Source organism: Micromonospora sp. URMC 107, assembly GCF_051386315.1.
Lineage (GTDB): Bacteria > Actinomycetota > Actinomycetes > Mycobacteriales > Micromonosporaceae > Micromonospora.
Map to the genome: position 1 here is coordinate 1 of NZ_JBPQTK010000026.1, position 24,368 is coordinate 24,368.

Consider the following 24,368-nt stretch of genomic DNA (forward strand, 5'->3'; position numbering starts at 1 on the left):
GGGGTTTTGGGGCGGGCGCGCAGGTGGGCGCGTTCGCCCTGCCTGCCGAAGAGGCTGAGGAACTCGACCGGCTCGGCGTCTGCCGACCCGAACCAGTGCGGTACGCGGGTGTCGAACTCCGCCGCCTCCCCCGGCGTGAGCACGAGGTCCTGGTCGCCGAGGACGACCCGCAGCCGCCCGTTGAGGACGTAGAGCCACTCGTAGCCCTCGTGGGTCTGCGGATCGGGTTCCGCCCTGCGACCGCCGCCCGGGATGACGAGCTTGTACGCCTGGATGCCGCCGGGCCGGCGGGTCAGGGGCAGCATGGTCATCCCGTGGCGGGTGACCGGCCGCAGGTGGATGCGGGGGTCGCCGGTGGTGGGGGCGTCGACGAGTTCGTCGAGCGTGACGCCGTGCGCCCTGGCCAGCGGGAGGAGCAGTTCTAGGGTCGGCCGGCGGGCACCGGACTCCAGCCGGGACAGCGTGCTCACCGAGATGCCGGTCGCCGCCGAGAGGTCGGCCAGGGTGGTTTCCCGCTGCCGACGCAGCGCGCGCAGCCGGGGTCCGACCGCGCCGAGCGTCTGGTCGAGGTCGTCGTCCATGCCGCCATCTTGCCACTTCGGCAACAATGTTTGCCACCCCCGTCGCCGCGGTCGCATCGTGGTCGCGGGAGGTGGTCACGGTGACCGATCGGCTGGATGACAGCTACGACGTGGTGGTGATCGGAGGTGGCGCGGCCGGGTTGAGCGGGGCGTTGACGCTGGCCCGGGCGCGGCGGTCGGTGGTGGTGGTCGACGCGGGCGCCCCGCGCAACGCCCCGGCCGAGGGCGTGCACGGGCTGCTGGCCCGGGAGGGGATCCGGCCGGCCGAGCTGCTGGACCGCGGTCGGGCGGAGGTCCGCGGCTACGGCGGCCGAGTGGTGACCGGCGAGGTCGCCGCCGTGGACCGCGACGGCGGTGGGTTCGCGGTGACGCTGGGCGACGGCCGGACGGTACGGGCGCGCCGCCTGCTGGTGGCCGCCGGGCTGGTGGACGAGCTGCCGGAGGTCCCGGGGCTGCGGGAGCGGTGGGGCAGGGACGTCCTGCACTGCCCGTACTGCCACGGCTGGGAGGTCCGTGACCGGGCCATCGGCGTGCTGGCCAGCGGGCCGATGTCGGTGCACCAGGCGTTGCTGTTCCGGCAGCTGAGCGCCGACGTCACGTACTTCTGCCACACCATGGCGCCCCTCACCGACGAGCAGGCCGAGCAGCTGGCCGCCCGCGGCATCCGCGTGGTGCACGGCGAGGTGGCGTCCCTGGAGGTCGTCGAGGACCGCCTGGTGGGCGTACGGCTGGGCGACGGCACGGTCGTCGGCCGCGAGGCGCTGGCCGTCTCGTCGCGGATGATGGCGCGCGCCGGTTTCCTCGCGGCGCTCGGGCTGCGACCGGTCGAACACCCGGCGGGGATCGGCGAGCACGTCCCCGCCGACGCGACGGGCCGCACCGACGTGCCCGGCGTGTGGGTCGCCGGCAACGTCACCGACCCGGCGGCCCAGGTGGGCGCCGCCGCGGCGGCCGGCGTGGTCGCGGCGGCCCAGATCAACGCCGATCTGGTCGCCGAGGAGACCCGGCTGGCGGTCGCCGCCCACCGCGGCCCGTTCTCCGCGCGGTCGGAGGCGGCGCTCTGCGAACAGGTGGTGGGCGACCGCCGCCACGGCCTGTGACGTCACCGCAGCCACCGGCTGAGCCGCCGCGCGCGGCGGCTCAGCCGGGAGGCGGTCCGACGCGGGATCGGGCCTTCCTGGCGCACGCGTCGAGCACGGAACGGGCGTCCAAGCCGAGGCTCTCGATGGCGACCAGCGCGGTGAACGCCGCGTCCGCCAGCTCGGCCGCCACGTCCTCGCGGCTGTGCGTGACGCCCTTGCGCGGGTTCTGGCCGAGCAGCCCGATCCAGGCGCTCGCGGCCTCCCCCGCCTCCTCGGTCAGCTTGAGGATCCGGCAGGTCATTTCGGTCTGCCCGGTGCCGTTGGCGGCGTCCAGCCAGCCGCGCGAGGCCCGGACCACGTCCCAGATCGACTCGTCCACGCGACCAGTGAACCGGACGAGGGTCACGGTCCGTATCCCGGGACGGCTGGCGGGTTACCCGACGCGGGTGGTAGCAACAGGGTCTACCCGAGCGAAGGGACGTGTCGTATGCCGGAGACCGTGGAGACGGTGTTCACCAGCGTGGTCGCCCGCAATCCGGGCGAGCCGGAATTCCACCAGGCGGTACGCGAGGTGCTGGAGAGCATCGGCCCGGCACTGGCCCGACACCCCGAGTACACGGAGGCGCGGATCATCGAGCGGATCTGCGAGCCGGAGCGGCAGGTCATCTTCCGGGTGCCGTGGGAGGACGACCGCGGTCGGATCCAGGTCAACCGGGGCTTCCGGGTGGAGTTCAACAGCGCGCTCGGCCCGTTCAAGGGCGGGCTGCGCTTCCACCCGTCGGTCTACCTCGGGATCGTGAAGTTCCTCGGCTTCGAGCAGATCTTCAAGAACGCGTTGACCGGGCTGTCGATCGGCGGCGGCAAGGGCGGCGCGGACTTCGACCCGAAGGGGCGCTCGGACCGGGAGGTGATGCGGTTCTGCCAGAGCTTCATGACCGAGCTGTACCGGCACATCGGCGCCGAAACCGACGTGCCGGCCGGGGACATCGGCGTGGGCGGCCGGGAGATCGGCTACCTGTTCGGCCAGTACAAGCGGATCACCAACCGGTACGAGTCGGGGGTGCTCACCGGCAAGGGCCTGGCGTACGGGGGCGCGCAGGTGCGCCGGGAGGCGACCGGCTACGGGGCGGTCTTCTTCGCCGACGAGATGCTCAGGCGGGCCGGGGACAGCCTGGACGGCAAGCGGGTCGTGGTCTCCGGCTCCGGCAACGTGGCGATCTACGCGATCGAGAAGGTGCACCAGCTCGGCGGGAGGGTGGTCGCCTGCTCCGACTCGTCCGGCTACGTGGTGGACGACAAGGGCATCGACCTGGAGCTGCTGCGGGAGCTGAAGGAGCAGCGCCGGGCCCGGCTCGACGACTACGCCCGGCACGTGCCGCACGCGGCGGCGGTCTCCGGTCGTACCGTCTGGGAGGTGCCCTGCGAGCTGGCGCTGCCGTGCGCGACGCAGAACGAGATCGGCGGCGCGGAGGCCGCCGCGCTCGTGGCCGGCGGCTGCGTCGCGGTGGTGGAGGGCGCGAACATGCCCACCACGCCGGAGGCGGTACGCATCCTCGGCCGGGCCGGGGTGCGGTTCGCGCCGGGCAAGGCCGCCAACGCCGGCGGGGTGGCGGTGAGCGCGCTGGAGATGCAGCAGAACGCCAGCCGCGACTCGTGGACGTTCGCCGAGTCCGAGCAGCGGCTGCGCGGGATCATGCGCGACATCCACGACCGCTGCTGGAACACCGCCGAGGAGTACGGGCTGCCCGGCGACTACGTGGCCGGGGCCAACATCGACGGGTTCCGCCGGGTGGCGGAGGCGATGCTGGCCCACGGCCTGATCTGACCGGGCGGCCCCGCCGGGCGGACGCTCAGAAGCTGCTGACCAGCTTCACGAACGCCTCGTCGATCTTGGCGGGGTCGGTGGCGTCGAACGCCTTGCCCGACGACGCCTTGGCGATCCGGTCCAGCGTGGCGAAGTCCGACTCCCCGTCGAAGGCGATGCAGAAGACCTTCACCGGGCGCTGCGGGTCCAGGGTGACGTCGGCGAGCAGCCGGGCCAGGTCGTTGTCCCGGGGGTACTCGTTCTTGCCGTCGGTCAGCACGACGACCGCGTTGATCCGTTGCGGGTCGTACCGCTCGAGCATCTGCTTGTGCGCGGCACGGACCGTCGCGTAGAGCGCGGTTTCCCCCGCGACGTGCAGGCCGGCGATGCGGCTGTTGATCCGCTTCTCGTCGAAGTCGCCGAGCCGGACCTCCTCCCGGTACGGGCTGTCGGGCCGCTTCGGCGTCTCCGAGGAGAACGACCAGAGCCCGACCCGGTCCTCGGAGTTGAGCAGCGCGAGCCCCTTGGCCGCCGCCGCCGAGGCGACCTGGAAGCGGGTGTCGTCGCCGATCGGGGCCAGCATCGACCCGGAGGTGTCCAGCGCGATCAGGATGTTGGCCTTCTTGCGCAGCGTGCTCCAGCCGTCCAGCATCGCCTCGACCACCGCCGGGTTCGGCGGCGCGAAGTAGGTCAGCCCGCCGGTGGGCTCGGCGCCGACGCTGGCGAGCAGCTCCGCCGAGGCCCGCCGCTCGTGGTCGCGGAAGCCGAGGCGGGCGAAGCTCATCTGCTGGGCGTCCTCGGTCAGGAACTTCAGGAAGTCGTCCGCCGCCGCCCGCTGCCGTTCGTCGGCGGAGGGGAGGACCACGAACGGGTGGTCCAGGTTGAAGGTGCCCTCCTTCGGATGGACGGCGACCAGCGGGACCTTCGGCCGGGGGCCCCGCTCCTGGCCCTCCTGCCGCGGGCTCAGCCCGCCCTCGTTGTAGAGGTGGACCAGTTCCTCCTGCAGGACGATGGCGCTCATGTCGCCGGCGCCGGCGCTCCCGCCCGCCAGGTCGGCCTCGGCGAGGTCGCGCAGCAGCTCCACCGAGTCGTCGCTGTAGTGCGACACGTTGGCCTCGATCTGCCGGACGAACCGGGTCACCGTCGGGTCCGACAGGTCCGACTTGGTCAGGTCGCTGGAGCGCTTCGCGGCGGCGTAGTAGGTGGCGATGGTCGCCGCCAGCCCCGAGGTGGAGAGGTTCGGGTTGTCCTTGCCGAAGGTGAAGCGGCCCCACTCCGGCCGGCCGAAGCCCGCCCACCCCTGCCGTCCGGAGAGGCCGAGGATCTCCCCCCAGCCCAGCGGCCCGCGCCCGCGCACCAGCTCGCCCTTGGGCTGCGGCATCGCGATCACCAGCGGGCTGTTGGCGATCGACGGATAGCGGTCCGGGGTCTGCGGCGGCCGCCCGGCGGCCCGGTCGAGCAGCTGGAGCTGACCGGTCCACAGGCTCGACGTCGGCAACCAGACCTGCGGCTCCGGCAGGTTGGTGCCGCTCCAGCCGGCGGCCAGCGCCTCGGTGGCCTTGCCCGAGTTCAGGGCGCTGACGTGCACCTGGGCGCAGCCGCCCCCGTCGAGCGACCGACCGCTGTCGTTGTACCGCCTGGCCAGCTCGACCAGCAGCGCCGCCTTCTCCGTGGAGGAGTTGACGTCCAGGTCGGTGGCGCAGTCGGCCCGGGGCCGGTCGGTGCCCCCGTCCCGCTGCCGTACGAGCACGAACGCCCCGGCGATGACCAGCAGCCCGGCGGTGACGGCCGCGGTGTACGGCAACCACTTTCGGGTGCGCGACGGGGCTGGGGCCATGGGGACGTCCTCCTCGGCGGTCGACTGGTGGCAGTCAACCTATCGGTGCGGCGCCAACGGCGGTGCCGGACCCGCCGCCCCTCGGTCAGGTGCGGTCGGACCGGTTGCCGAGCGCCGTGGCGACCAGCAGCCGAACCACGTAGACCACGACGAAGGTGCTCGCCCCGGTCGCCGCGGCCGAGCCCACCGCGGTCGAGGCGACGTAGCCGGCGGCGGCGCCGACCGAGCCGAGGAAGATCGCGGTGGAGATGCCCCCGGCGTCGACCGACTCACGGCGCAGCCGCCGCCCCCAGCCGCCATCCTCCGTTTCGGACGGCGTCGCGGGGCCGCCGGTGGCGGGCAACACGGACGGACTCCGCGGCGTCTCCCGGTCCTCCGGCGACACCGTCCATTCCGGCCGTGCCGTCGGCACCGGCGCCGTACCGACCCGGGTCGGTGCCGTCGGTGCCGGTGGCGTCGGCACCGGCGCCGTACCGACCCGGGTCGGGGCGGTCGGCTCCGGCCGGGCCGCTGGCGCCTCCGACGCGGTACGGGGCAACGGCAGCGGCTGGTTCGGCGTCGGCGCGCCGGCGGTCTCGTTGCCCAACTGGAGCACGGTCTCCCGGCGCAGCGGGCCGGCGGCCCCGACGTCCTGCCCGAGCAGCCGCATCAGCACCTGTTCGGCCTGCGGCCGGTCCGCCGGGTCCTTGGCCAGGCACTGCCGGATCAGCTCGTCCAGGCCCGGCGGCAGCGGGGGCAGGTCGGGCGGGTCGTTCAGCACCCGGTGCATCACCGCGAAGAGGGAGTCGTTGCCGAACGGTGGCCGGCCCCCGGCGGCGAAGGCGATGGTGGCGGCCCAGGCGAAGACGTCGCAGGGCGGGCCGACCGAGTCGTTGCGGAACCGCTCCGGGGCCATGTACGCGGTGGTCCCCATGACCCGGCTCGTCACCGTCTCGGTGACGCCCAGGGCGCGGGCGATGCCAAAGTCGATCACCCGGGGGCCGTCGCGGCCGAGCACCACGTTGTCCGGCTTCAGATCGCAGTGCACGACGTCCGAGCGGTGGATGGCGGCGAGCGCGGTGGCGGTGCCGACGGCGAGGCGGTGCAGGGCGTTGCCGGCGACCGGTCCCTGCTCGCGGACGTGCCGGTAGAGGGTCGGGCCCTCGATGAACTCGCTGACCACGTAGGGCCGTTCACCGTCCACGTCGGCGAAGAGCACCTGGGCGGTGCAGAACGGGACCACGCGGCGCGCCGCGGCGATCTCCTTCATGAACTGCGACCGGGCCCGGGGATCACTCAGGTCGATGTTGATCATCTTGACCGCCACCTGGTGGCCCTGGTCGTCCTCGCCGAGGTAGACCACTCCCTGACCGCCCGCGCCCAGCCGGCCGACCAGCCGGTAGGGGCCGGCGGTGACCGGGTCGTGCGTCCACAATGGCGCCAGCCCCGGCACCGGCGCGCCGGCCAGTCCTGTCATCCCGACTCCATCGATGTCGTGCCCCGGCCACCCGGCGGCGGAGGACACGGTCATGGTGCCATGTCCCCGCCTGGCGGACGAGGATGCCCGGACGGCCGGCGGGCCCTGCCGCCCGGGGCCGTCGGGCGCGGGCGAGTGACCAGGGCGGCGCGGCACGCGCTGGCGCCCGTCGGAGGTGTCCGACGGGCGCCAGCCCTTTCGCGGTGTCCGGGCCCTGCCCGGAGGAGTTGCACCGTCAGCGCGCGGCCCCCATGCCGAGGCGGTGGCGCTTGCGCCAGACCAGCGACAGCAGCAGGAGCACCGCGCCGGCGCCGACGAGGCCGCCGCCGAACTTCATCGGGGTGCTCAGGCTGTCGCCCGTGACGGGCAGCGGCGGCGCGTGCTTCTTGAGCACGGTCAGCGTCGCGGTCGCCACTCGGTGGAAGGTCTGGCCCTCGGCCCGGAAGGTGTACGTGCCGGGGTGGCGCGGCGTGTAGGTGGTGCGGAAGTTGCCGAGACCGTCCGCCGTGACCGTCAGGGTCCTGGGGCTCGGCTGGGGCGCCCGCTGGAACGAGACCGGCGCCATGGCGACCATCTCGCCGTTGCTGCGGCGCGCCTGGTCGGCGCCCGGCACGGCGGCGGCGAGCGGCGACGTGCTGACGGTGATGATCACCGTTTCGCCCGGCGCCCAGCCGCTGCCGATCAGGTCGGCGGTCTGGCCGACCACGACGGTCGGCGGGCTCACCGCGAGCGTCGGGGTGCCGCCCGGCGGGTAGACCGGTGGCTGTGGCGTTCCGGTGCCCGGCGCCGGCTGCGGCTGGGCCGCCCCCGCTGCGGTCGGCGCGGCCAGCACGGCCATACCGACCGTGAGCGCCATGATGATGCGGGATAGCCGCATGATTGGTTCCCTCCTACTGATCACAGCTTGGTGCGGAAACAACTTGGGTGGTCCATGGGGTGGCGGTGGGGGTCAGCCACAGCTCGGCGGTGCCGACCCCGGTGGCCGCCGTCAGCACGGTGACCTCCAACGTGCGGGAGTCCCCCGGGCCGACCTCGACGTTGACGGTGCCGACCTGGCGGCGGCGTTCGGTGCCGCTGCCCACCGCCGTCTCGACGCCGTCCAGGCGGGCGGCGAGCACCGCCCCGCCCGCCGGGCTGTGCACCGACACCAACGTGCGGACGGTGTACGGGTCACCGGCCAGACCGAGGCCGAGGACCGACTCGCTGAGCCCCGACTTCGGCGCCGACGAACGCAGGGTGACCCGGAGCCGGAGCTCCCGGCGACCGTCGGGCCGGCAGCCGCCGACCGCCAGGGTCGCCGACGGCCGGAGGTAGTAGCCGAGCTTCGCGCCGCTGCCGTCGTTGAGGAACACGCCGACCGTCGGCACGGTGTCCTTCTCCGGAAGCGCCCCGGCCATCCGGCTGTCGCCGATCGTCCGTTGCTCCTCAGGTCGGGCACTCCAGAACAATATCCGGCGTTCGGTGACAGCACGGTCAAATGCGGACAACAACGCCTTCGGGTCTACATTCTTCGTGACCAGCGCGTCGAACACGGCGGCGGCGGAGGCGGCGAAGAAGGCGTCCTGCTTCTGGTTGCCCATCCGCTGGTAGCTGTCGCTGAGCACCGTCTGCACGACCTTCTCGGCCGCCAGCGGGACCCCGCCGGGCACCATCACCGGGCCGGTGGCCTTGAGCAGGTACGACAGCACCACCGGGTCGACGGCGAGCACGCCGTCGACCCTGGTCTCCGTGCGGCGCCGGAACATCTCCCGGTAGAGGGCGGCGGCGGTCGGGAAGTGCGGGGTGAGGTTGACGTCGGCCGGGTAGATCCCGGGCAGGTCCGCCCAGAGACCGCGCACCTCCGCGGGCACCTTCAGCGGCGGCTGGAACCGGCCCAGCGCGCTGCTGGTGCCCTGCCGTCCCATCCGGATCCGCCCGTCGGCCGCGTGGATGACGGCGTACGCGCCGATCATGCCGCCGGTGGCGCGCAGTTCGGCGGGGTTCTGGGAGACCACGAGGTAGGTGCGGGGGCCGTCGGCGCCCAGCAGCGGCGGGAGCAGTCGGGTGGCCTGGTCCGCGGCGGTGGTCAGGTTGGCCAGCCGGTCGATCTCGCCCCGCAGGTCGGCGAGCGCCTGCCGGACCTGGGCGACCAGGCCGTCGGTGGGCACCGTCGCGAGGCTGCCCCGCGCGCCCTGCACCGTGGCGTTGACCGTGGTCAGCTCGGCCGACAGGGCCCGCAGCCGGCCCACGTCCAGCCGCCCGCCCGACGGCACCAGGCTGGTCAGGTCGGCGCGCAGCAGCGGCGGGAACGCCTGCCGGGCCAGGTCGTCGATGGCCACCGAGATCTGCCGGACGGCGGCCAGGTTGTCCCCCGCGTACGGGGTGTGCCGCCCGACCCACCAGCCGGGGTCACCGGTCGCCGCGCGGGCGCTTCCGGACTGCTCCTGGAGCGCCGCGAGGGTGCGCTGCGCCCTGGCGGTGTCGCCCCCGACCACCTGGGCGCTGAGCTCCCGGGCCAGGCCGGCGGCGTTGAGCAGGTGGGCGCGGGCCTGCCAGCCCCGCAAGCCCACCCAGCCGCCCGTCAGCAACAGCAGCGAGCCCACCACGAGGGCGGCGAGCAGGGCCCTGCGCACCTGCCGCCGCCGGCGGGAACGACCACGCCGTCGACGCGGTCTCGCGTTCTCCGTCACACCACACGTCCTTCCTGGAAAACGGCGGGCGGACCCCGTTCCGCTGCCGTTCCTCACTGCTAACGATCTTTTCGCCCGGAGATGACGCAGTTGACTGGTACGCGAGCCCCGCTCGCCGCTCACCGCACGCCGGGGCGCCCGGCGGCGGCGTCGTACAGCAGCCGCTCGATCCGGTCCACACCCGCCGACATCGACATCTCCCGCAGGTACGCCTCCCGGCCGCGCCGGCCCATGTCGGCCCGGGCGGGCGGCGGGATGGTGGCGGCCAGCCAGAACCGGTCGGCCAGGCTCGCCCAGTCCCCCGGCGGGCAGGAGAGCCCCGCCCGGGCCCGTTCCACGAGGTCGGCGGTGTCGCCACCGGCGGAGGCCACCACGGGCGCGGCGCAGGAGAACGCCGCCTGGAGCTTCGCCGGCAGGGTGCTGCGCAGCTCGGGCAGGTCCCGCAGCATGACGAGCTGGTAGTCGGCGGCGGCGTACAGGTCCGGCATGTCCGGCGGCGAGCGCCGCTCGACGAAGCGCACGTTCTCGGCACGCAGGTCGGCGGCGAGCCCCCGCACCCGCCGCTCGTCCGCGCCCGAGCCCACCAGGACGAGGTCCACCGTGTGGTCCAGCGCCGCCGCCGCCCGCACCGCGGTCTCCAGGCCCTGCCGGGTGCCGATGGTGCCGGCGTGCATGACCACGCAGCGCTCGTCGCGCCGGACCAGGCGGCGGGCCGCGCGGCTGGGCCGGGCGGGGTGGAAGATCCGCTCGTCGGTCCAGTTGAGCACCACCCGCACCCGGGCCGGGTCCGCGCCCGCCGCGACGACCCGCTCGCGCAGCGACGGCGCGGCGACGGCGATCCCGTCGGCGGCCCGGTAGGTCCGCGCCATCGCGGCGGCGACGCGCCCGGCCCACCGCCCGTTCTCGGCCCCGACCGGCTCGTCCTCCGCCCAGACGTCCTGCACGTGCACGACGGTCGGCACCCGGCCCAGCAGGCGGAGCAGACCCACCGCGGCGAAGGCGTTCGCCGGCGGCAGGTGGACGTAGAGGGCGTCGACGTCGGCCAGGTACGACCGCCCGGCCAACGTCGCGCTGCCGGCGAACGACAGGTGCCCGGCCATCCGGCTGCGGACCGACCCGTCCCCCGCCGAGTAGCGCGGGACCCGCCGCACGGTCAGCCGCTCGCTGCGGGTCTCGTGCCGCCAGCGCTGCCGCCAGCCCGGGTAGACGTGGCCGCCGGGATAGTCCGGGAAGCCGGTCAGCACCTTCACCTCGTGCCCCCGCACGGCGAGCTCCTCGGCGAGGCTGCCCGGGATGAACGCCGGCTCGGGCGGGAAGTGGTACGACAGGATCCCGATCCTCACCGACCCGCCTCCGTCCGGACGGGACTCCTCGGCGCGGCAGCGTGACGTGCACGCGCCCGGCCCGCGTACGATGCCGACAACCCCTCCACCTCCGGCCGGCGCGACGCCACCGTCCGCGACGGCACCGACGAGAGGGGTCCGCATGGTCGACCGGGTGCTGTTCGTCTGCCACGCCAACCTGTGCCGCTCACCCATGGCCGAGTACATCGCCCGTCGCCTGCTGGCCGGGCGCGCGGTGACGGTCGCCAGCGCCGGCACGGACGCCGTCGACGACCTGCCGATGCACCCGTACGCGGCGGACCTGGCGGCGGAGACCGGCGGGGACCCGACCGACTTCCGCAGCCGCCGGCTGCGCCGGGAGCACCTGGTCGGGGCGACGCTGGTGCTGGCGGCGACGCGCCGCCAGCGTTCGGTGTGCACCGCGCTCGCGCCGGCCGCGCTGCACCGGACGTTCACCCTGCGCCAGTTCGGCCGGCTGGCCGCGGCCGTCGACCCGACGACGGAGCCGACCGACGGCCCCCTGCGGGCGGCGGTGGAGGCGGCCGCCCGCGCCCGGGGGCGGCTGCAACCCGCCACCGCGGACGCGGACGACCTGCGGGACCCGCTCGGCGGTACCGTCGCCGACTTCCGACGCTGCGCGGAGGAGATCGAACGCGCGATGCGCCCCCTCGCGGCGCTCATCGGGACAGCCGGGTGAGTTCCTGCGTACGGTCGCTGACGACGCCGTCGATCCGCTCCGCGTGCCGGGCGGTCGTGGTCGGGTCGGCCGGCACGTCCGCGGTCGCGGCGGCGGTGACCACCCGGTAGGCCTCGTACTGGTACGCCTCGGCCTTGGCCACCTTGGCCATGTTCAGCACGCAGCCGAGCAGCCGGACGGAGACCGAGTTCAGGGCGCGGGCGGCCTGCGCCACCTGGCTGCGCGAGGTGCGGCCCTGCTGGGAGACCAGGAGCGCGCCGTCGGCCTGCACGGCCACCACCACGCCGTCGGTCACGGCCAGCAGCGGGGCGGTGTCGATGATGACGATGTCGGCGGACTCCCGCAGGGCGAGCAGCAGGTCCGCCATCGCCTTGGAGCCGAGCAGCTCGCTGGGGTTCGGCGGCGCCGAGCCGCTCGGGAGCACCAGCAGGGACTTGTCGCCCCAGCGCTGCACCACGTCACCGACCTGGACGTCGCCGACCAGCACGTCGGTGAGCCCGATGCCGGCGTCGAGTCCCAGGTAGTCGGCGACCTTCGGGCGGCGCAGGTCGGCGTCGACCAGCAGCACCCGCCAGCCGGCCTCGGCCAGGGCGATCGCCAGGTTGCAGGAGAGCGTGGTCTTGCCCTCGCCCTGCAGGGCACTGGTGACCGCGATGACGCGGGCGGGCTCGTGCACGTCGACGAAGCGCAGGTTGGTACGCAGCTTGCGGACCGCCTCGGCCCGCGCGGAGTTCGCCGCCTCGCCGACGATCAACGGCTCCGACTTCGCGGTGCTCTCGAAGGGGATCTCGCCGAGCAGCGGGCTGCCGGTGGTGCGTTGCAGGCCGGCGGCGTCGCGCAGGCGGACGTCGGCGACCCCGCGCAGGACCGCCAGGCCCACGCCGGCGAGCAGGCCGAGGAGGGTACCCACGGCGAAGTTGCGGACCGGCTGGGGCGAGACGGGGGTCGGGGTGACCCGGGGCCCGCTGACCACCTCGATCCTGATCGGGCCGGCCTTGCCGTCCTGGGTCGTCTCCACCTTCTGCACCAGCTCGACGAACTTCGCGGAGAGCACCTCGGTGACCTTCAGGGCCCGGTTCTGGTCCGTGTCGGTCACCGACGCGCGCAGCAGCACGGTGCCGGTCTCGGTGGAGGTGCTGACCCGGCGCTGGACCTCCTCGGCGGTGAGCCCGACCGGGTTCTCGGCGACCACGCTCTGCGCGAGCCGGTCGCTGGTCAGCAACTCGGCGTAGGACTTGACCCGCTGCTGGAGGAAGAGGCCGCCCTGGTAGGCGTCGGTGACACCCTGGCTGGGCGTGGTGACGAAGAAGGTCACCGACGCCACGTAGCGGGGCTGGGCCCGGACGGTGACGAGGGCGGTGACGCCGAGCGCGACCATGACGGTGAGGAGCACGATCCACCAGTGCCGGCGCACGAGGCGGAGTTGGCGGTACAGGTCCATCAGGCGCGCCTCCGTACCAGGCCGGTAACGCCAAAGAAATTCACGAAAACCCCCAAGGTCGACTTAATCTCGTGAAACCATTAAAGCGACTCATACGCCTTATGTCCCGAGTTATGCGGTTTCACCCCTTGACACATGCGCCCGACCCACCACCGGACAAACGGCCGTACGGCGTTCCGGGTGGCGGGGTGGAGCCGACCGGACGTGACATCAACGGCAATCGCCCGTCCCGACTCGCCGCTCAGGGCGGTGCTGGATAAGGTCGGGGACGGTGTGCCGGGAAGCCTGGTCGGCGTCGACCCGTGCTGCCCGAGACCCCGAGGTGGATCCCGCACATGACCGACCGCACCCCGCACGCCGACCGCCCCGAGCGCCCGAACCGGCGGTTCTTCTCGCGTACGTCCTGGCCGGAGGCCCGGTTCCTGGCCGACGTGCTGCGCACCGAGACCGTCGGCGGCGGCCTCCTGCTGCTCGGCGCGGTGATCGCGCTGGTCTGGGCCAACTCGCCCTGGGAGCCCGCCTACGCCGCCCTCGGCGCGTGGGTGCCCTGGTCGGGCGGGGCGGCCCTGCACCTGGACCTGAGCCTGGCCGCCTGGGCCGCCGACGGCCTGCTGGCGATCTTCTTCTTCGTCGTCGGGCTGGAACTCAAGCGGGAGTTCGTCGCGGGCGAACTGCGCGACCCGCGCCGGGCGGCACTGCCCGTGGTCGCGGCGGTCGGCGGCATGGCAGCGCCCGCACTGATCTACCTCGCGGTCAACGCGGGCGGCGACGGGCTGCGGGGCTGGGCCATCCCCACCGCGACGGACATCGCCTTCGCCCTGGCCGTGCTGGCCGTCATCGGCTCCCACCTGCCGCAGGGCCTGCGCGCCTTCCTGCTCACCCTCGCGGTGGTCGACGACCTGCTCGCCATCACCATCATCGCGATGTTCTACACCGACGACTTCAGCCCGCTGCCGCTGCTCGCCGCCCTGGCCCCGATCGCCCTCTTCGGCCTGCTCGTGCAGCGGCGCAAGACCTGGTGGTGGGCGCTGATCCCGCTCGCGGTCACCGCCTGGACGCTGATGCACGCCTCCGGGGTGCACGCCACCGTGGCGGGCGTCCTGCTGGGCTTCACCGTGCCCGTCCTGCGGGGCAAGGCCGGCGACTCGCACGGGCTCGCGGAGCACCTCGAGCACCGCTGGCGCCCGATCTCGGCCGGGTTCGCCGTGCCGATCTTCGCGTTCTTCGCGGCGGGGGTGTCGCTGCGGGGCGCCGACCTGGGCGCCATCGCCACCGACCCGATCGTGATCGGCGTCGTCGCCGGTCTGGTGCTCGGCAAGGCCGTCGGGATCTTCGGCTCGACCTTCCTGCTCGCCCGGTTCACCCGGGCCCAGCTCGACGAGGACATCACCTGGGCGGATTTGCTCGGCGTGGCGCTGCTCGCCGGGATCGGGTTCACCGTCTCCCTGCTGATCGGCGAACTCGCGTTCGGCCCCGGCAGCGCCGCCGACGACAACGTCAAGGCGGCCGTGCTGACCGGCTCGGTGATCGCCGCGCTGCTCGCCGCGGTCGTGCTGGTGCGGCGCAACGCCGCCTACCGGCGGATCGCCGAGGCGGAACGGGTGGACGCCGACCACGACGGCGTGCCGGACGTCTACCAGCGCGGGGAGGGCTGAGACCGGGGACACCGCCTGGGGCCGGCCGTCGGTTCATCCGGGCGCGTCCGGGGCCGCGCCGGCGTGGTCCGGGCCCGCCCGCGCCGGCGGCCCGCCGGCGGTGAGCGCCGCCCAGAGCAGCCGGCGCAGCAGGACGATCGCCGCCGCCGCGGCCAGGTCCGTCCAGCCCTGGTCGCCGGCCAGGCGCAACAGCCCGGCGGCGGTCAGCAGGTCCAGCAACACCCGCATCGCGCACCGCCACGAACCCGCGCCGAGCAGCACCGCCAGCCCGGCCAGGGCGGCGAGGGCGGTGGTGGCGGTGACCAGGGCGCGGATCGTCACCCGTCGCGCTCCGCCTGGCGGACCTGCTGCTGCTCCTGGCGGATCTCCCGGCCCAGGAAGTAGTTCAGCGCGGTCCGGATCGCGGCGATGGCGGCCAGCTGGCCGATCTGAGCGAAGGTCGGTGAGACCGCCGTACGCAGGATGTCGGCCGCGAGCTGGAACTCCAGCCCGAGGGTGAGGAACCGACCCAGGGAGAGCCGGATCGGGGTGAACACGGCGGCGCTGCGGTGCCGCAGTCCCTCGACCACGAACCGCAGCGCCGCCCAGGCCGCCCCGACGAAGATGACCACCGCCCCGGCGACCTCCACCGCGGTCACCAGGCTCTGGTAGCCCTGGCGCAGGATCTCCTCGACGCCCACCCGCTGGCGATACCCGGCCAGCAGGGCGGTAGTCGGCGTCAGGTGAGCTGCGTGACGGCCTCCAGGATCAGCCAGAGCCCGCAGATCGCGAAGAGCACCGCGGCGCCGTACTTGATGGTCTTCTCCGGCAGCCGCCGGCCGAGCATCCGCCCGACGAGGATGGCGAGCGCGTCCGCCGCCACCATGCCGATCGTCGAGCCCAGCCAGGTGCCGAACCAGCCGTACTGGGTGGCGAGGGTGATGGTGGCGAGCATGGTCTTGTCGCCCAGCTCGGCCAGGAAGAACGCGACCGACACCGCGACGATGGCGGACTTGCTGGTCTTCTCGGCCTTGCGCTTCTCCTCCTCGGTGAGGGTGTCACCGCGCAGGGTCCAGGCTCCGAAGCCGAGGAACGCCACGCCCGCGACGAGCGAGATCCACTCCGTCGGCAGGGCGGCGCCGAGCCCGTAGCCGATCGCCACCGAGGCCAGGTGCACCACGGCGGTGGCGACGGTGATCCCGATCAGCACCGGTACGGGTTTGAAGCGGGTGGCGAAGGTCAGGGCCATCAGCTGGGACTTGTCCCCCAGCTCCGCGACGAAGATGACGCCGAAGCTGACCACCAGCGCGACGAGGAAACCTTCCATGACATCCTTCCGGATCATGCCGGGAGGAGGTACGGGGGCGCCCTCGACCCGGCTGCTACAGCCTGGGTCGAAGGTCTCGCCCGCCTCGGATGTTGACGAGGCCGCGTGGCCGGATGCGGAACGCACCAGTGTGTCGACCACGACATTGGGGGCTACTCCCCTTCGCGCCGCCCAGCCTAGCCGACCACCGATCAAGCCGGCCCCGGCGGGTGAAGATGCTCACCCGCCGGCGGCCGTCGCCGGTCGCCCCCGGGAGGGCCGCCGTCGATCAAGCCGGGGCAGCCCCGCCGGTCACTCGGCGCGGGCCAGGGTGACGCCGAACAGGCCGTCCGGGTCGGTCCAGAAGTCGTGGGCGGCGAAGCGGGCCGCGCCCAGCTCGGCGGCGATCCCCTCGGGCCGGAACTTCGCCGACACCTCCGTGCGCAACTCCTCGCCCTCGGCGAAGGTGACCGTCAGGTCGAGCACCCGGACGCGCATCGGTCGCCGCGCCCGTAGCCGCATCTCGATCCACTCCCGCTCCGGGTCCCAGAGCGCGACGTGGTCGAACCCCGCCGGGTCGAAGTCGGCGCCCAGCTCCCGGTTGACCACCCGCAGCACGTTGCGGTTGAACTCCGCGGTGACCCCGGCCGCGTCGTCGTACGCCGGCACGACCACCGCCGGGTCCTTCACCAGGTCGGTGCCGATCAGCAGCCAGTCTCCCGGCTCCAGCGCGGCCCGCATCGCGGCGAGGAACCGCGCCCGCTCGGCCGGCAGGAGGTTGCCGACCGTGCCGCCGAGGAAGAGCACCAGCCGGCGCCCGCCGGTCGGCAGGCGGTCCAGGTGGCGGGTGAAGTCCCCCACGATGCCGCGCACCCGCAGCCCGGGGTAGTCGGCGGCGATCTCGTCGGTGGACTGGCGCAGCGCGCTGACCGACACGTCCAGCGGCACGAACGTGCCGAGCCCGCCCCGGCGGGTGAACGCGTCCAGCAGCAGCCGGGTCTTCTCCGACGAGCCCGAACCGAGCTCGATCAGCGTCTTCGCCCCGGTCAGCTCGGCGATCGTGGCCGCCCGCTCGGCCAGCACCGCGCGCTCGGCCCGGGTCGGGTAGTACTCCGGCAGCCGGGTGATCTCCTCGAACAGCTCGCTGCCACGCGCGTCGTAGAACCACTTGGGCGGCAGCCACTTCTCCTCGGCCGTCAGGCCGGTGCGGACGTCCTCCCGCAGGCTGCGCCCCAGGTCCTGCTCCTCCAGGTGGATCTCCAGCGGCTCCGCGCCCATGTCGTCCCCTTCGTCGTCGGATGGAACGTCTCTGTTTCCCGGCGGTCAGACCTCGGACAGGGCGCGGACGCGCACCCCCGTCGCGGTGGCCTCCACCAGTTGCCCCTCCGGCACCGCCCGCCAGCCGGGGTCGTCGTCGTGCGGCTCGGAGGCCAGCAGCACCGAGGCCGGCGTCGCGCGGATCGACAGCGCGTGCCCGGCCACGCTGGCCACCACGGTGCGCCCGTCGGTGAGCAGCAGGTTGAGTCGGGAACCGGGGGCGGCCCCGGCCACCGCCGTCACGGTCTCGGCGATCGCCCGCGCCGGCTTCACCCCCGCCCGCAGCCGGTGCCGCACCAGCGCCCACAGCAGCGCCGAGTCGGTGGACGCGTCGAGAGTGAGCAGGTCGCGTACGGGCAGGGTGGCGGCGAGCGCGACCATCGAGTCGGGCCAGCCCCGCACCACCCCGTTGTGGCTGAACAGCCAGCGCCCCTCGGCGAACGGGGCGGCGGCCCCGTCGAGCACCGCCATGCCCACCGTGGCCGAGCGGACGGCGGCCAGCACCGCGCCGGCCGAGGTGATCCCCGCGAGCTGGGCGATGGTCGGGTCGCTCCAGATCGGCTGCGACCGCCGGTAGCGCACCGGCTCCCCGTCGCCCGGGTACCAGCCGACGCCGAAACCGTCGGCGTTGATCGTCCCACCGCCGCGCATGTCGCGGGGCGCCCAGGACTGCCGCACGAGGGAGTACGGCGGGTCGAACAGCAGTTCCCGCAGGGTGACCGGCGGCCCCAGGTAGGCCAGGTGGCGGCACATCAGGCGGTACCGCCCGGCCCGGCGGCGGCCTGCCCCGGGCACCGGGCCCGGGGCAGGGCGCCCGGTCGGCGCGCGACCCGCCCGTCCGGCGGCGGCGTCCTCACGGCTGCGACTCCTCCGGCCGGGCGTCCCGTGCGCAGCGGAAGCCGCTGAAGATCTGCCGCCGGATCGGGTAGTCCCAGTTGCGGAAGGTGCCCCGGCAGGCGGCCCGGTCGGTACCGAACGACCCGCCGCGCAGCACCCGGTGGTCGTCGCCGAAGAAGACCTCCGAGTATTCGCGGTAGGGGAACGCGGTGAAGCCGGGATACCCCCGGAACGGGGTGGAGGTCCACTCCCACACGTCGCCGACGAGCTGGTGCACGCCCAGCGGCGAGGCACCGGCCGGGTAGGCGCCCACCGGGGCGGGCCACAGGTGCCGCTGGCCCAGGTTGGCGTGCTCGGCGGTGGGGTCGTCGTCGCCCCAGGGGTAGCGGCGGGAGCGGCCGGTGGCCGGGTCCCAGCGGGCCGCCTTCTCCCACTCCGCCTCGGTCGGCAGCCGCTTGCCGGCCCAGGCGGCGTACGCCTGCGCCTCGTGGTAGCAGACGTGCACCACCGGCTCGTCGTCGCGCACCGGCGCCCACCGCCCGAACCGCCGGTAGGCCCAGCCGTCGCCGTCGCGTCGCCAGTGCATCGGCGCGGACAGCCCCGCCTCCCGTCGGTGCCGCCAGCCGGCCGGGCTCCACCAGCGCGGGTCGTCGTAGCCGCCGTCGGCGACGAACTCGCGGTAGCGCCCGTTGGTCACCGGCGCGGCGTCGATGACGTACGCCGGCAGGTGGACCCGGTGGGCGGGGCGCTCGTTGTCCAGCGCCCACGGGTCGGTGTCGGTGCCCATGGTGAACTCGCCGGCCGGCACCAGCACCTCGGCGTCGACCCGGGCCCTCGGCTCCGGCGGCGGCGGGGCGTGCAGCACCGCCGGGCCGGCGCGCAGCTGGTGGGTGGCGAGCATCGTCTCGTCGTGCTGCTGCTCGTGCTGCACGATCATCCCGAAGGCGAAGCCGTCGGCGACCAGCGGCCGGTCGGTGAACGCGACCCGGTCCAGCAGGTCGAGCACCTTCTCCCGGACGGTGAGCAGGTAGGCCCGGGCCTCCCGCGGGGGCAGCAGCGGCAGGGTCGGGCGGTCCCGGCGGGGCTGCTTGAACGCGTCGTACAGGTCGTCGATGTCCCGCCGGACGGGCTCGCGTCCGCCCACGTCCCGGACCAACCAGAGTTCCTCCTGGTTGCCGACGTGGGCGAGGTCCCAAACCAGCGGGGACATCAGCGGCGAGTGCTGCCGCACCAGGTCGGCCTCGTCGACCGCCTCGGTCAGCAGGGCGGTGCGGGCGCGGGTGCGTTCCAGCTCCGCCGCGATCCGGCTGCGCAACTGCTCCGTGCCCACCCAGGTCGTCGCTCCGGTCACCGGTGACTCCTCCCCGCGGCGTCCCGTCGCCGCCGTAGGCCTCGGTCGATGTCGTCGTGCAGGGCCGCCGGCAGGTCGAGCCGGGGCAGGGCCGCGAGGGCCAGGTCGAACAGGTCGGCCGCCACGGCGGCCAGGGCCGGGTCGCGCAGGCCGTGGCGGGCGGCGGCGTGCCAGCGGTGCGCCACCGGCCCGGCGACGGCACGGGCCGCGCGGACCGTGCCGGGGTCGGCGAGCAGGACGGCCAGCACGGCGAGCGGGAACACCCAGCCCCGACCGGGCTGCGTGTCGAGGTAGCGCAGCTCCAGGTAGCCCCGGGGTCGCACCGGCGGAAAGAGGGTGCTCACGTGGTAGTCGAGGTCGTCGGTGGTGGGCGGCCGGGGCAGCGCCCCGTCGACCCAGTCGGCGAACGTGATCCCCGGCGGCGGCGTCCAGTCGGGGCCGTCGCCGCGCACGCAGAGCAGCGGCGCGGCGAGGACGTAGCGGGTCCAGGCGGCGACCGGGTCGACGTCGGTCTCCGGCGTCCAGACGGGACGGGTACGGGCCGGGTCGATGCCGTACCAGGCGGCCATCCGGGCGGACGCCCAGCCCGTGCTGCGGCCGGCGTGCCGTTCGGCCGTGGCGAACGCGGCCAGCAGGGGCGGCCCGAGCGCGTGCACGGCCGCCCAGCGGTCCGGCAGGTGTTCCGGCTCCCCGGCGTCCAGGCAGACCTGGAGACCGGCGGTGCTGTACATCATCGTCCGGCCGGCCGGGCCGCGTCGGTCGAAGACGTGGCGCATGGCGCGGTAGCGGGGGCCTTCGACCACCGGGCGGGGCGGCCGGTGCGGGTCTATGCCGCTGCGCCCGAGGACCAGCCCGGCGGCGTCGAGCAGGCCGCTCAGCTCGGCGATGTCGCCGTCGGTGGCGTGGATGAGGGTGGCGAGCGAGGAGCGGGGCGCGGTGGAGATCTCCAACTGCCCGCCAGGTTCCACGGTCACGGTGCCACCGTGTGGGAGCGGCTCGGCGGGGCTCGCGCGGTCGAGGGTGCGGGGGCTGTGTCGCCCCAGGGCCGCTCGGAGCCGCTCGCCGTCGACCGGGCGGGCGGGGTCGGCGGCGTCGTGCACGGTCCATTCGAGTTCGACGCCGGTGCGGGTCGGCGGGCCGGTCTTGAAGCAGATGCGCGCGAGGTGGCCCTCGGCGGCGGCGGACTCCCGCAGGACGGTGGTCCGGTCGAGCTCCGGCGACGTCACCACAGGACGGGCCCCCTTCCCCGGCCGACTTCCGGTCCGTGTCACCGTAACGCCACCCACCGTCGTCGGCGAGGGCGTCGGCGGCCCCACGCACTCCTGTCTAGCAGACGAACATCGCGCGGCGGCCGGAACGTGCAGCGGAAACGGGCGGGCCGCCCCACCGCAACGGGGCGGGAGAATCAGCCGCCCGGCGTGACCGTGACGGGCCGGCCGGCGTTGCCCGGGGCCGGGGTCGGCGGTGTCGTCGGCCCCCTTCTCGGCGGGTTCGTCGTCTCCTCCGCTGCCGCCTCGGGCAGCAGTTCCCCGCAGAAGTCCCCCACCCGCTCCCGGCCGCCCGCCGCGGTCACCAGTTGGGCGAACGCGGGGGTGTCCAGGACCTTCTCCCGCTGCGCCGGCGTCCTGGCCAGGTACGCCTGGCAGAGGCCGCGCAGCTCCTCGGTGCGCGGCTCCGGCGTCCGGCGGCTGTCGCCGGCGGTGGTGCCGGGGACGGGCGCGCCCGAGGTGGGGGCGGCGGAGGGATGGGGCGCGCTCCCGCTGGGGTGGCCGCCGGTGGCTCCGGTGGGCTTGTCCCGTTCCGGTTCCGTGGCGCCCGGCCCCGTGGTGCCCGGCGCCGGGGTGGCCGGCGTCGCAGTGGCGGGGCGGGGCGGCGGGACCGGGTCGTCGGCACGGTCCAGGGTGACGGCCGCGAAGGCGGCGCCCGCGGTCGCGGTGACGGCGATCCCCGCACCCCAGGCCACGGCCCCGGCGGTGAACCGGCGTCGGCGTGGCGAGGGGACCGCCCCGGCGGCGGGGCCGGCCGCGCGGGCCGCCCGGAACGCGGCCAGGGCGTCCTCCTCCCCGGCCAGTTCGCCGGGCCGGGCGGGGGCGGCGGCGGCGGAGAGCAGCCGGACGAGCGGGTCGGACCCGTCGGTGTCCGGCGTACCAGGCGCGCCCGCGCGGGCCGCGTCGAGGAGCCGGTCGGACGCGTCGCGGTCGGCGGGCCGCTCGGCCCGGCGGAAGAACATGCTGAATCCCCTCACGTCAACCGTCCGCCGGCTCGGCGTGCGACGCCTGCCGCCGGCCGGTACGCGGTCGGGGCGGCGCGGCGGCCTCGGGAGCGGCCTGTGACTGGGTCGGGTCGTGGCGTTCCATCAGCGCGGCGAGCCGGCGCAGCCCCCGGTGGGCGGCGGTGCGCACGGCGCCGGGCCGGCGGCCGAGCACCCGCCCGGCGGTCTCGGCGTCCAGCCCGATGACCGCGCGGAGCAGGACGGCCTCGGCCTCGCGGGGCGGCAGGGTGGCGATCAGCGCGAGCGCCGCCTCGGTGCCGATCGTCTCGCCGGCCCGTTCCGCGGTGTCGGCGTCGCCGGCCAGTTCGGCGAGCGCCTGCACCGGCACGGGCAGCGAGGGGCGACGGCGTTGCCGGCGCAGGTGGTCCATGGCCCGGTTGCGGGCGATGGTGACGGTCCAGGCCCGGAACTCGCCACCGGTGAAGCTCGGCAGGTCGCGGGAGATCTGCAGCCAGGCCTCGGACGCGACGTCCTCGGCGTCCGCGCCGACCAGGGCGGTCAGGTATCGCAGCAGGCCGGGCTGGAGGCTGCGGTAGAGGAAGCGGAAGGCGTCCTCGTCGCCGGCCTGCGCCGCCACGACAGCCTCGTTCAGCTCACCCGTCATGGGGCCGCCGCTTCCGTCCCGTCGGCACGCGCAGGCCACGCACGCCGACGTGGGCGTACGCGAGGCAAGCACGGCCCGGCAACCGGACCTGATCCCGCACCCTCAGCCCCCCGCTGAACTGATCACGCCCGGGACCGCATCGCCCGGACGGTACGTCTGGACTCCTGCCGTGGCGGCACGGCCGGTGGCGCAGGTGCCGCGGCGACGCCATGGGGCGGGCCCGAAGTCGGGCTAACGCTAGGAGCGGCGAGTCGTTCCGGCAAGCCCGATCGGGTGGGCAGAAGAGTGAGAATTATCTAGCCGTTCGGGCGGGGCGTCGCCGTAACGGCGCGGGGGCCTGGGACGCTGCACCCGCCGGCGGTCGCGGGCGGCGGCGCGTTCGCCCAGCGTACGGCACAGATGGGTGGAATTCAGTCACACACGGTCCGCAGGCAGTCACAGCCTATCCGACGCGGGTGCGGTCCCGCCGCCCCCGCCCGGCGGCCGGAGCGGGTCGGGCCGGCGCCGGGCGGCGCGCCGATCCCCGCCGGTCTGGGTACGGTGGTGCTGTGTTGTCATCGGAGGTCGTACTCAGCGGTCGCTACCGCCTGGACGAGCGTGTCGCCACGGGCGGCATGGGCGACGTCTGGCGGGGCAAGGACCTCGTCCTCGGCCGGCAGGTCGCGGTCAAGGTCCTGCTGCCGGCCCTGGTCTCCGACCCCGACTTCATCGCCCGCTTCCGCGCCGAGGCCCGGATCATGGCCGCCCTGCGCCACCCGGGCATCGTTCAGGTCTTCGACTGCGGCGAGGACGACCTGCCCGACGGCGGCCGGGCCGACTACCTGGTCATGGAGTTCGTGACGGGCCAGCCGCTGTCCAAGCGGATCGAGGCCGCCGGGCACCTCGACGTGGCCGAGACCATGGCGATCGTGGCGCAGGTCGCGCAGGCGCTGCACGCCGCGCACCTCGGCGGGATCGTGCACCGCGACGTCAAGCCGAGCAACCTGCTGGTGCAGGAGGACGGCAGCGTCGTGCTGGTCGACTTCGGCGTCGCCCGCTCGACCAACGTCACCAGCATCACCAGCACCAACGCGGTGCCCGGCACCGCGCTCTACATGGCGCCGGAGCAGGCAGCCGGCCGGCCGGTGTCCGGGGCGACCGACATCTACGCCCTTGGCGCCGTGGCCTACTGCTGCCTCAGCGGCAGCCCGCCGTTCACCGGCGACAACCCGCTACAGGTCGCCGTGCGCCACCTCGACGACGAGCCGCCGGAGCTGCCGCACGACGTTCCGGAGGCGGTCCGCGCGCTGGTCTCCCGCGCCCTGGCCAAGGATCCGGCCGACCGGTTCAGCTCCGCGGCGGCGATGGCCGAGGCCGCCCGCGCCGCCGTGTCCGACCCGTCCGCGCCGACCGCCATGGTGCCCGCCGCCGCGGCGGCGGGCGGCGTCGACCGGGGCACCCGCACCGACGCGCCGGTCGCCGCGACCGTCGCCCGCCGGAAGCGACGCGGCACCCTCGTCGGCGCGGCGGCGGCGGTGCTGGTGGCGCTGGGGGCTCTCGGCGCGGCGCTCGGCATGACCAGCGAGGCCGACGCGCCAGCGGTCAAGGTGCCGCAGGCCACCACCCCGGCCGCCGAGCCGAGTGGCAGCGTCGAGGCGCCGGCGGAGCAGGACGACGCCCCCGTCGGCCCCGACCGACCGATGCGGCCCGCCGGCTCGACCTCCAGTCCTTCGCCGTCGGCCACCGCGCCCCCGGTCTCCCCCCAGCCGAGCAGATCGGCGGCTCCGGAGTCGCCGGATCCCACCAAGAGCGACGACGCGCCGGAGCCGACGCCCAGCAGCAGCCCTCCGACGCAGACCACGCCGCCGGTGGAGCCGACCGCAACGGAGACCACGCCGCCCGCGGAGCCGGAGAACCCGCCGGTCGTCTGACCCCGGCAGCGGCCCGGTCCACGGCGGTGGGGTCACCGGCGGCGCGGTTCACGCCCGCCCGGCCGGTCTGCGGGGTCCCGCGCGGCCTGCCCGACGCCGCCCCGCGTGCTCCTCTCCTGACGCTGCGCCCACCCCAGTGGCACCGATAATCCCAAACCGGACTTACGGGCACAGAGATCGCTCTAGGCTCCCAAGCAGGTTCTTTCCGTAGTCTGCCTCGGGAGTCC

Annotated in this window: 22 protein-coding genes; 5 read left to right on the forward strand and 17 right to left on the reverse strand. The window is 74.7% G+C overall.

All coding sequences use genetic code 11. From position 1 onward, the window contains the following. A partial coding sequence (locus tag ACSNN9_RS08845; protein WP_436672413.1) for a helix-turn-helix domain-containing protein occupies positions 1 to 581 on the reverse strand: 581 nt, incomplete at its 3' end. A gap of 80 nt (positions 582 to 661) precedes the next feature. Here ACSNN9_RS08845 and ACSNN9_RS08850 point away from each other — a divergent pair. Beyond that, entirely contained in the window at positions 662 to 1,681 is a 1,020-nt protein-coding gene (locus ACSNN9_RS08850) for an NAD(P)/FAD-dependent oxidoreductase (RefSeq protein WP_436672414.1), read from the forward strand. 40 nt (positions 1,682 to 1,721) lie between these two features. On the opposite strand, the gene ACSNN9_RS08855 is transcribed toward ACSNN9_RS08850, so the two are convergent. Further along, the gene (locus ACSNN9_RS08855; RefSeq protein WP_357881853.1) at positions 1,722 to 2,042 is read right to left on the reverse strand and encodes a MazG-like family protein; all 321 of its coding nucleotides are present in this window, start codon (positions 2,040 to 2,042) and stop codon (positions 1,722 to 1,724) included. Positions 2,043 to 2,150: 108 nt separating this feature from the next. Here ACSNN9_RS08855 and gdhA point away from each other — a divergent pair, with 108 nt between their 5' ends. Continuing rightward, positions 2,151 to 3,488: an NADP-specific glutamate dehydrogenase gene (gdhA, locus tag ACSNN9_RS08860; protein ID WP_436672416.1), complete on the forward strand. Its 1,338-nt coding sequence runs from the start codon at positions 2,151 to 2,153 to the stop codon at positions 3,486 to 3,488. Between the two features lie 25 nt (positions 3,489 to 3,513). On the opposite strand, the gene ACSNN9_RS08865 is transcribed toward gdhA, so the two are convergent. The 5 genes from ACSNN9_RS08865 to ACSNN9_RS08885 form a co-directional block, all read right to left on the reverse strand. Then, positions 3,514 to 5,304, reverse strand: a complete 1,791-nt coding sequence (locus tag ACSNN9_RS08865) for an extracellular solute-binding protein (protein ID WP_436672417.1) — start codon at positions 5,302 to 5,304, stop codon at positions 3,514 to 3,516. Positions 5,305 to 5,389: 85 nt separating this feature from the next. Beyond that, the gene (locus tag ACSNN9_RS08870; RefSeq protein WP_436672419.1) at positions 5,390 to 6,760 is read right to left on the reverse strand and encodes a serine/threonine-protein kinase; all 1,371 of its coding nucleotides are present in this window, start codon (positions 6,758 to 6,760) and stop codon (positions 5,390 to 5,392) included. Positions 6,761 to 6,995: 235 nt separating this feature from the next. Beyond that, positions 6,996 to 7,637 carry a hypothetical protein gene (locus ACSNN9_RS08875; protein ID WP_436672421.1) on the reverse strand — a complete coding sequence of 214 codons (642 nt, stop codon included), beginning with the start codon at positions 7,635 to 7,637 and terminating at the stop codon, positions 6,996 to 6,998. 13 nt (positions 7,638 to 7,650) lie between these two features. After that, a complete protein-coding gene (locus tag ACSNN9_RS08880) occupies positions 7,651 to 9,372 on the reverse strand; it encodes a DUF4012 domain-containing protein (RefSeq protein WP_436672423.1) in 1,722 nt (573 codons plus the stop codon). A 176-nt stretch (positions 9,373 to 9,548) separates the two neighbouring features. Further along, entirely contained in the window at positions 9,549 to 10,772 is a 1,224-nt protein-coding gene (locus ACSNN9_RS08885) for a glycosyltransferase family 4 protein (RefSeq protein WP_436672424.1), read from the reverse strand. 142 nt (positions 10,773 to 10,914) lie between these two features. Here ACSNN9_RS08885 and ACSNN9_RS08890 point away from each other — a divergent pair, with 142 nt between their 5' ends. Beyond that, positions 10,915 to 11,469 carry a low molecular weight phosphatase family protein gene (locus ACSNN9_RS08890; RefSeq protein WP_358088335.1) on the forward strand — a complete coding sequence of 185 codons (555 nt, stop codon included), beginning with the start codon at positions 10,915 to 10,917 and terminating at the stop codon, positions 11,467 to 11,469. Here the strand turns inward: ACSNN9_RS08890 and ACSNN9_RS08895 are convergent. After that, positions 11,450 to 12,910 (reverse strand): polysaccharide biosynthesis tyrosine autokinase, encoded by a 1,461-nt coding sequence (locus tag ACSNN9_RS08895; protein WP_436672425.1) that lies wholly within the window; start codon positions 12,908 to 12,910, stop codon positions 11,450 to 11,452. The two genes, ACSNN9_RS08890 and ACSNN9_RS08895, sit on opposite strands and share 20 nt — an antisense overlap. 335 nt (positions 12,911 to 13,245) lie before the next feature. Here ACSNN9_RS08895 and nhaA point away from each other — a divergent pair, with 335 nt between their 5' ends. Continuing rightward, entirely contained in the window at positions 13,246 to 14,565 is a 1,320-nt protein-coding gene (gene nhaA, locus ACSNN9_RS08900) for a Na+/H+ antiporter NhaA (protein ID WP_436672427.1), read from the forward strand. A 33-nt stretch (positions 14,566 to 14,598) separates the two neighbouring features. Here the strand turns inward: nhaA and ACSNN9_RS08905 are convergent, their stop codons facing one another. The 9 genes from ACSNN9_RS08905 to ACSNN9_RS08945 all read right to left on the reverse strand — a co-directional run bounded on the left by ACSNN9_RS08905 (position 14,599) and on the right by ACSNN9_RS08945 (position 22,231). Continuing rightward, a complete protein-coding gene (locus ACSNN9_RS08905) occupies positions 14,599 to 14,886 on the reverse strand; it encodes a hypothetical protein (protein ID WP_436672428.1) in 288 nt (95 codons plus the stop codon). Next, positions 14,883 to 15,245, reverse strand: a complete 363-nt coding sequence (locus ACSNN9_RS08910; protein ID WP_436672429.1) for a DUF1622 domain-containing protein — start codon at positions 15,243 to 15,245, stop codon at positions 14,883 to 14,885. The genes ACSNN9_RS08905 and ACSNN9_RS08910 overlap by 4 nt, the downstream gene beginning before the upstream one ends. 38 nt (positions 15,246 to 15,283) lie before the next feature. Then, positions 15,284 to 15,871: a TMEM165/GDT1 family protein gene (locus ACSNN9_RS08915; protein WP_357881007.1), complete on the reverse strand. Its 588-nt coding sequence runs from the start codon at positions 15,869 to 15,871 to the stop codon at positions 15,284 to 15,286. A 291-nt stretch (positions 15,872 to 16,162) separates the two neighbouring features. Next, positions 16,163 to 17,128, reverse strand: coding sequence for an L-histidine N(alpha)-methyltransferase (egtD, locus tag ACSNN9_RS08920; protein WP_436672431.1), 966 nt, complete (start codon positions 17,126 to 17,128; stop codon positions 16,163 to 16,165). A 45-nt stretch (positions 17,129 to 17,173) separates the two neighbouring features. Beyond that, the gene (egtC, locus tag ACSNN9_RS08925) at positions 17,174 to 17,920 is read right to left on the reverse strand and encodes an ergothioneine biosynthesis protein EgtC (protein WP_436672433.1); all 747 of its coding nucleotides are present in this window, start codon (positions 17,918 to 17,920) and stop codon (positions 17,174 to 17,176) included. Between the two features lie 100 nt (positions 17,921 to 18,020). After that, on the reverse strand, positions 18,021 to 19,355 hold the full coding sequence (gene egtB, locus ACSNN9_RS08930; protein ID WP_436672436.1) for an ergothioneine biosynthesis protein EgtB: 1,335 nt from the start codon (positions 19,353 to 19,355) through the stop codon (positions 18,021 to 18,023). Then, positions 19,352 to 20,584 carry an ergothioneine biosynthesis glutamate--cysteine ligase EgtA gene (egtA, locus tag ACSNN9_RS08935; RefSeq protein ID WP_436672438.1) on the reverse strand — a complete coding sequence of 411 codons (1,233 nt, stop codon included), beginning with the start codon at positions 20,582 to 20,584 and terminating at the stop codon, positions 19,352 to 19,354. The genes egtB and egtA overlap by 4 nt, the downstream gene beginning before the upstream one ends. A gap of 176 nt (positions 20,585 to 20,760) precedes the next feature. After that, positions 20,761 to 21,600 carry a hypothetical protein gene (locus ACSNN9_RS08940; RefSeq protein ID WP_436672439.1) on the reverse strand — a complete coding sequence of 280 codons (840 nt, stop codon included), beginning with the start codon at positions 21,598 to 21,600 and terminating at the stop codon, positions 20,761 to 20,763. A gap of 1 nt (position 21,601) precedes the next feature. Continuing rightward, positions 21,602 to 22,231 (reverse strand): RNA polymerase sigma factor, encoded by a 630-nt coding sequence (locus ACSNN9_RS08945; protein ID WP_436672440.1) that lies wholly within the window; start codon positions 22,229 to 22,231, stop codon positions 21,602 to 21,604. Between the two features lie 548 nt (positions 22,232 to 22,779). Between ACSNN9_RS08945 and ACSNN9_RS08950 the strand changes: the two genes are divergently transcribed. Beyond that, the gene (locus ACSNN9_RS08950) at positions 22,780 to 24,141 is read left to right on the forward strand and encodes a serine/threonine-protein kinase (RefSeq protein WP_436672441.1); all 1,362 of its coding nucleotides are present in this window, start codon (positions 22,780 to 22,782) and stop codon (positions 24,139 to 24,141) included. Positions 24,142 to 24,368 lie beyond the last annotated feature (227 nt).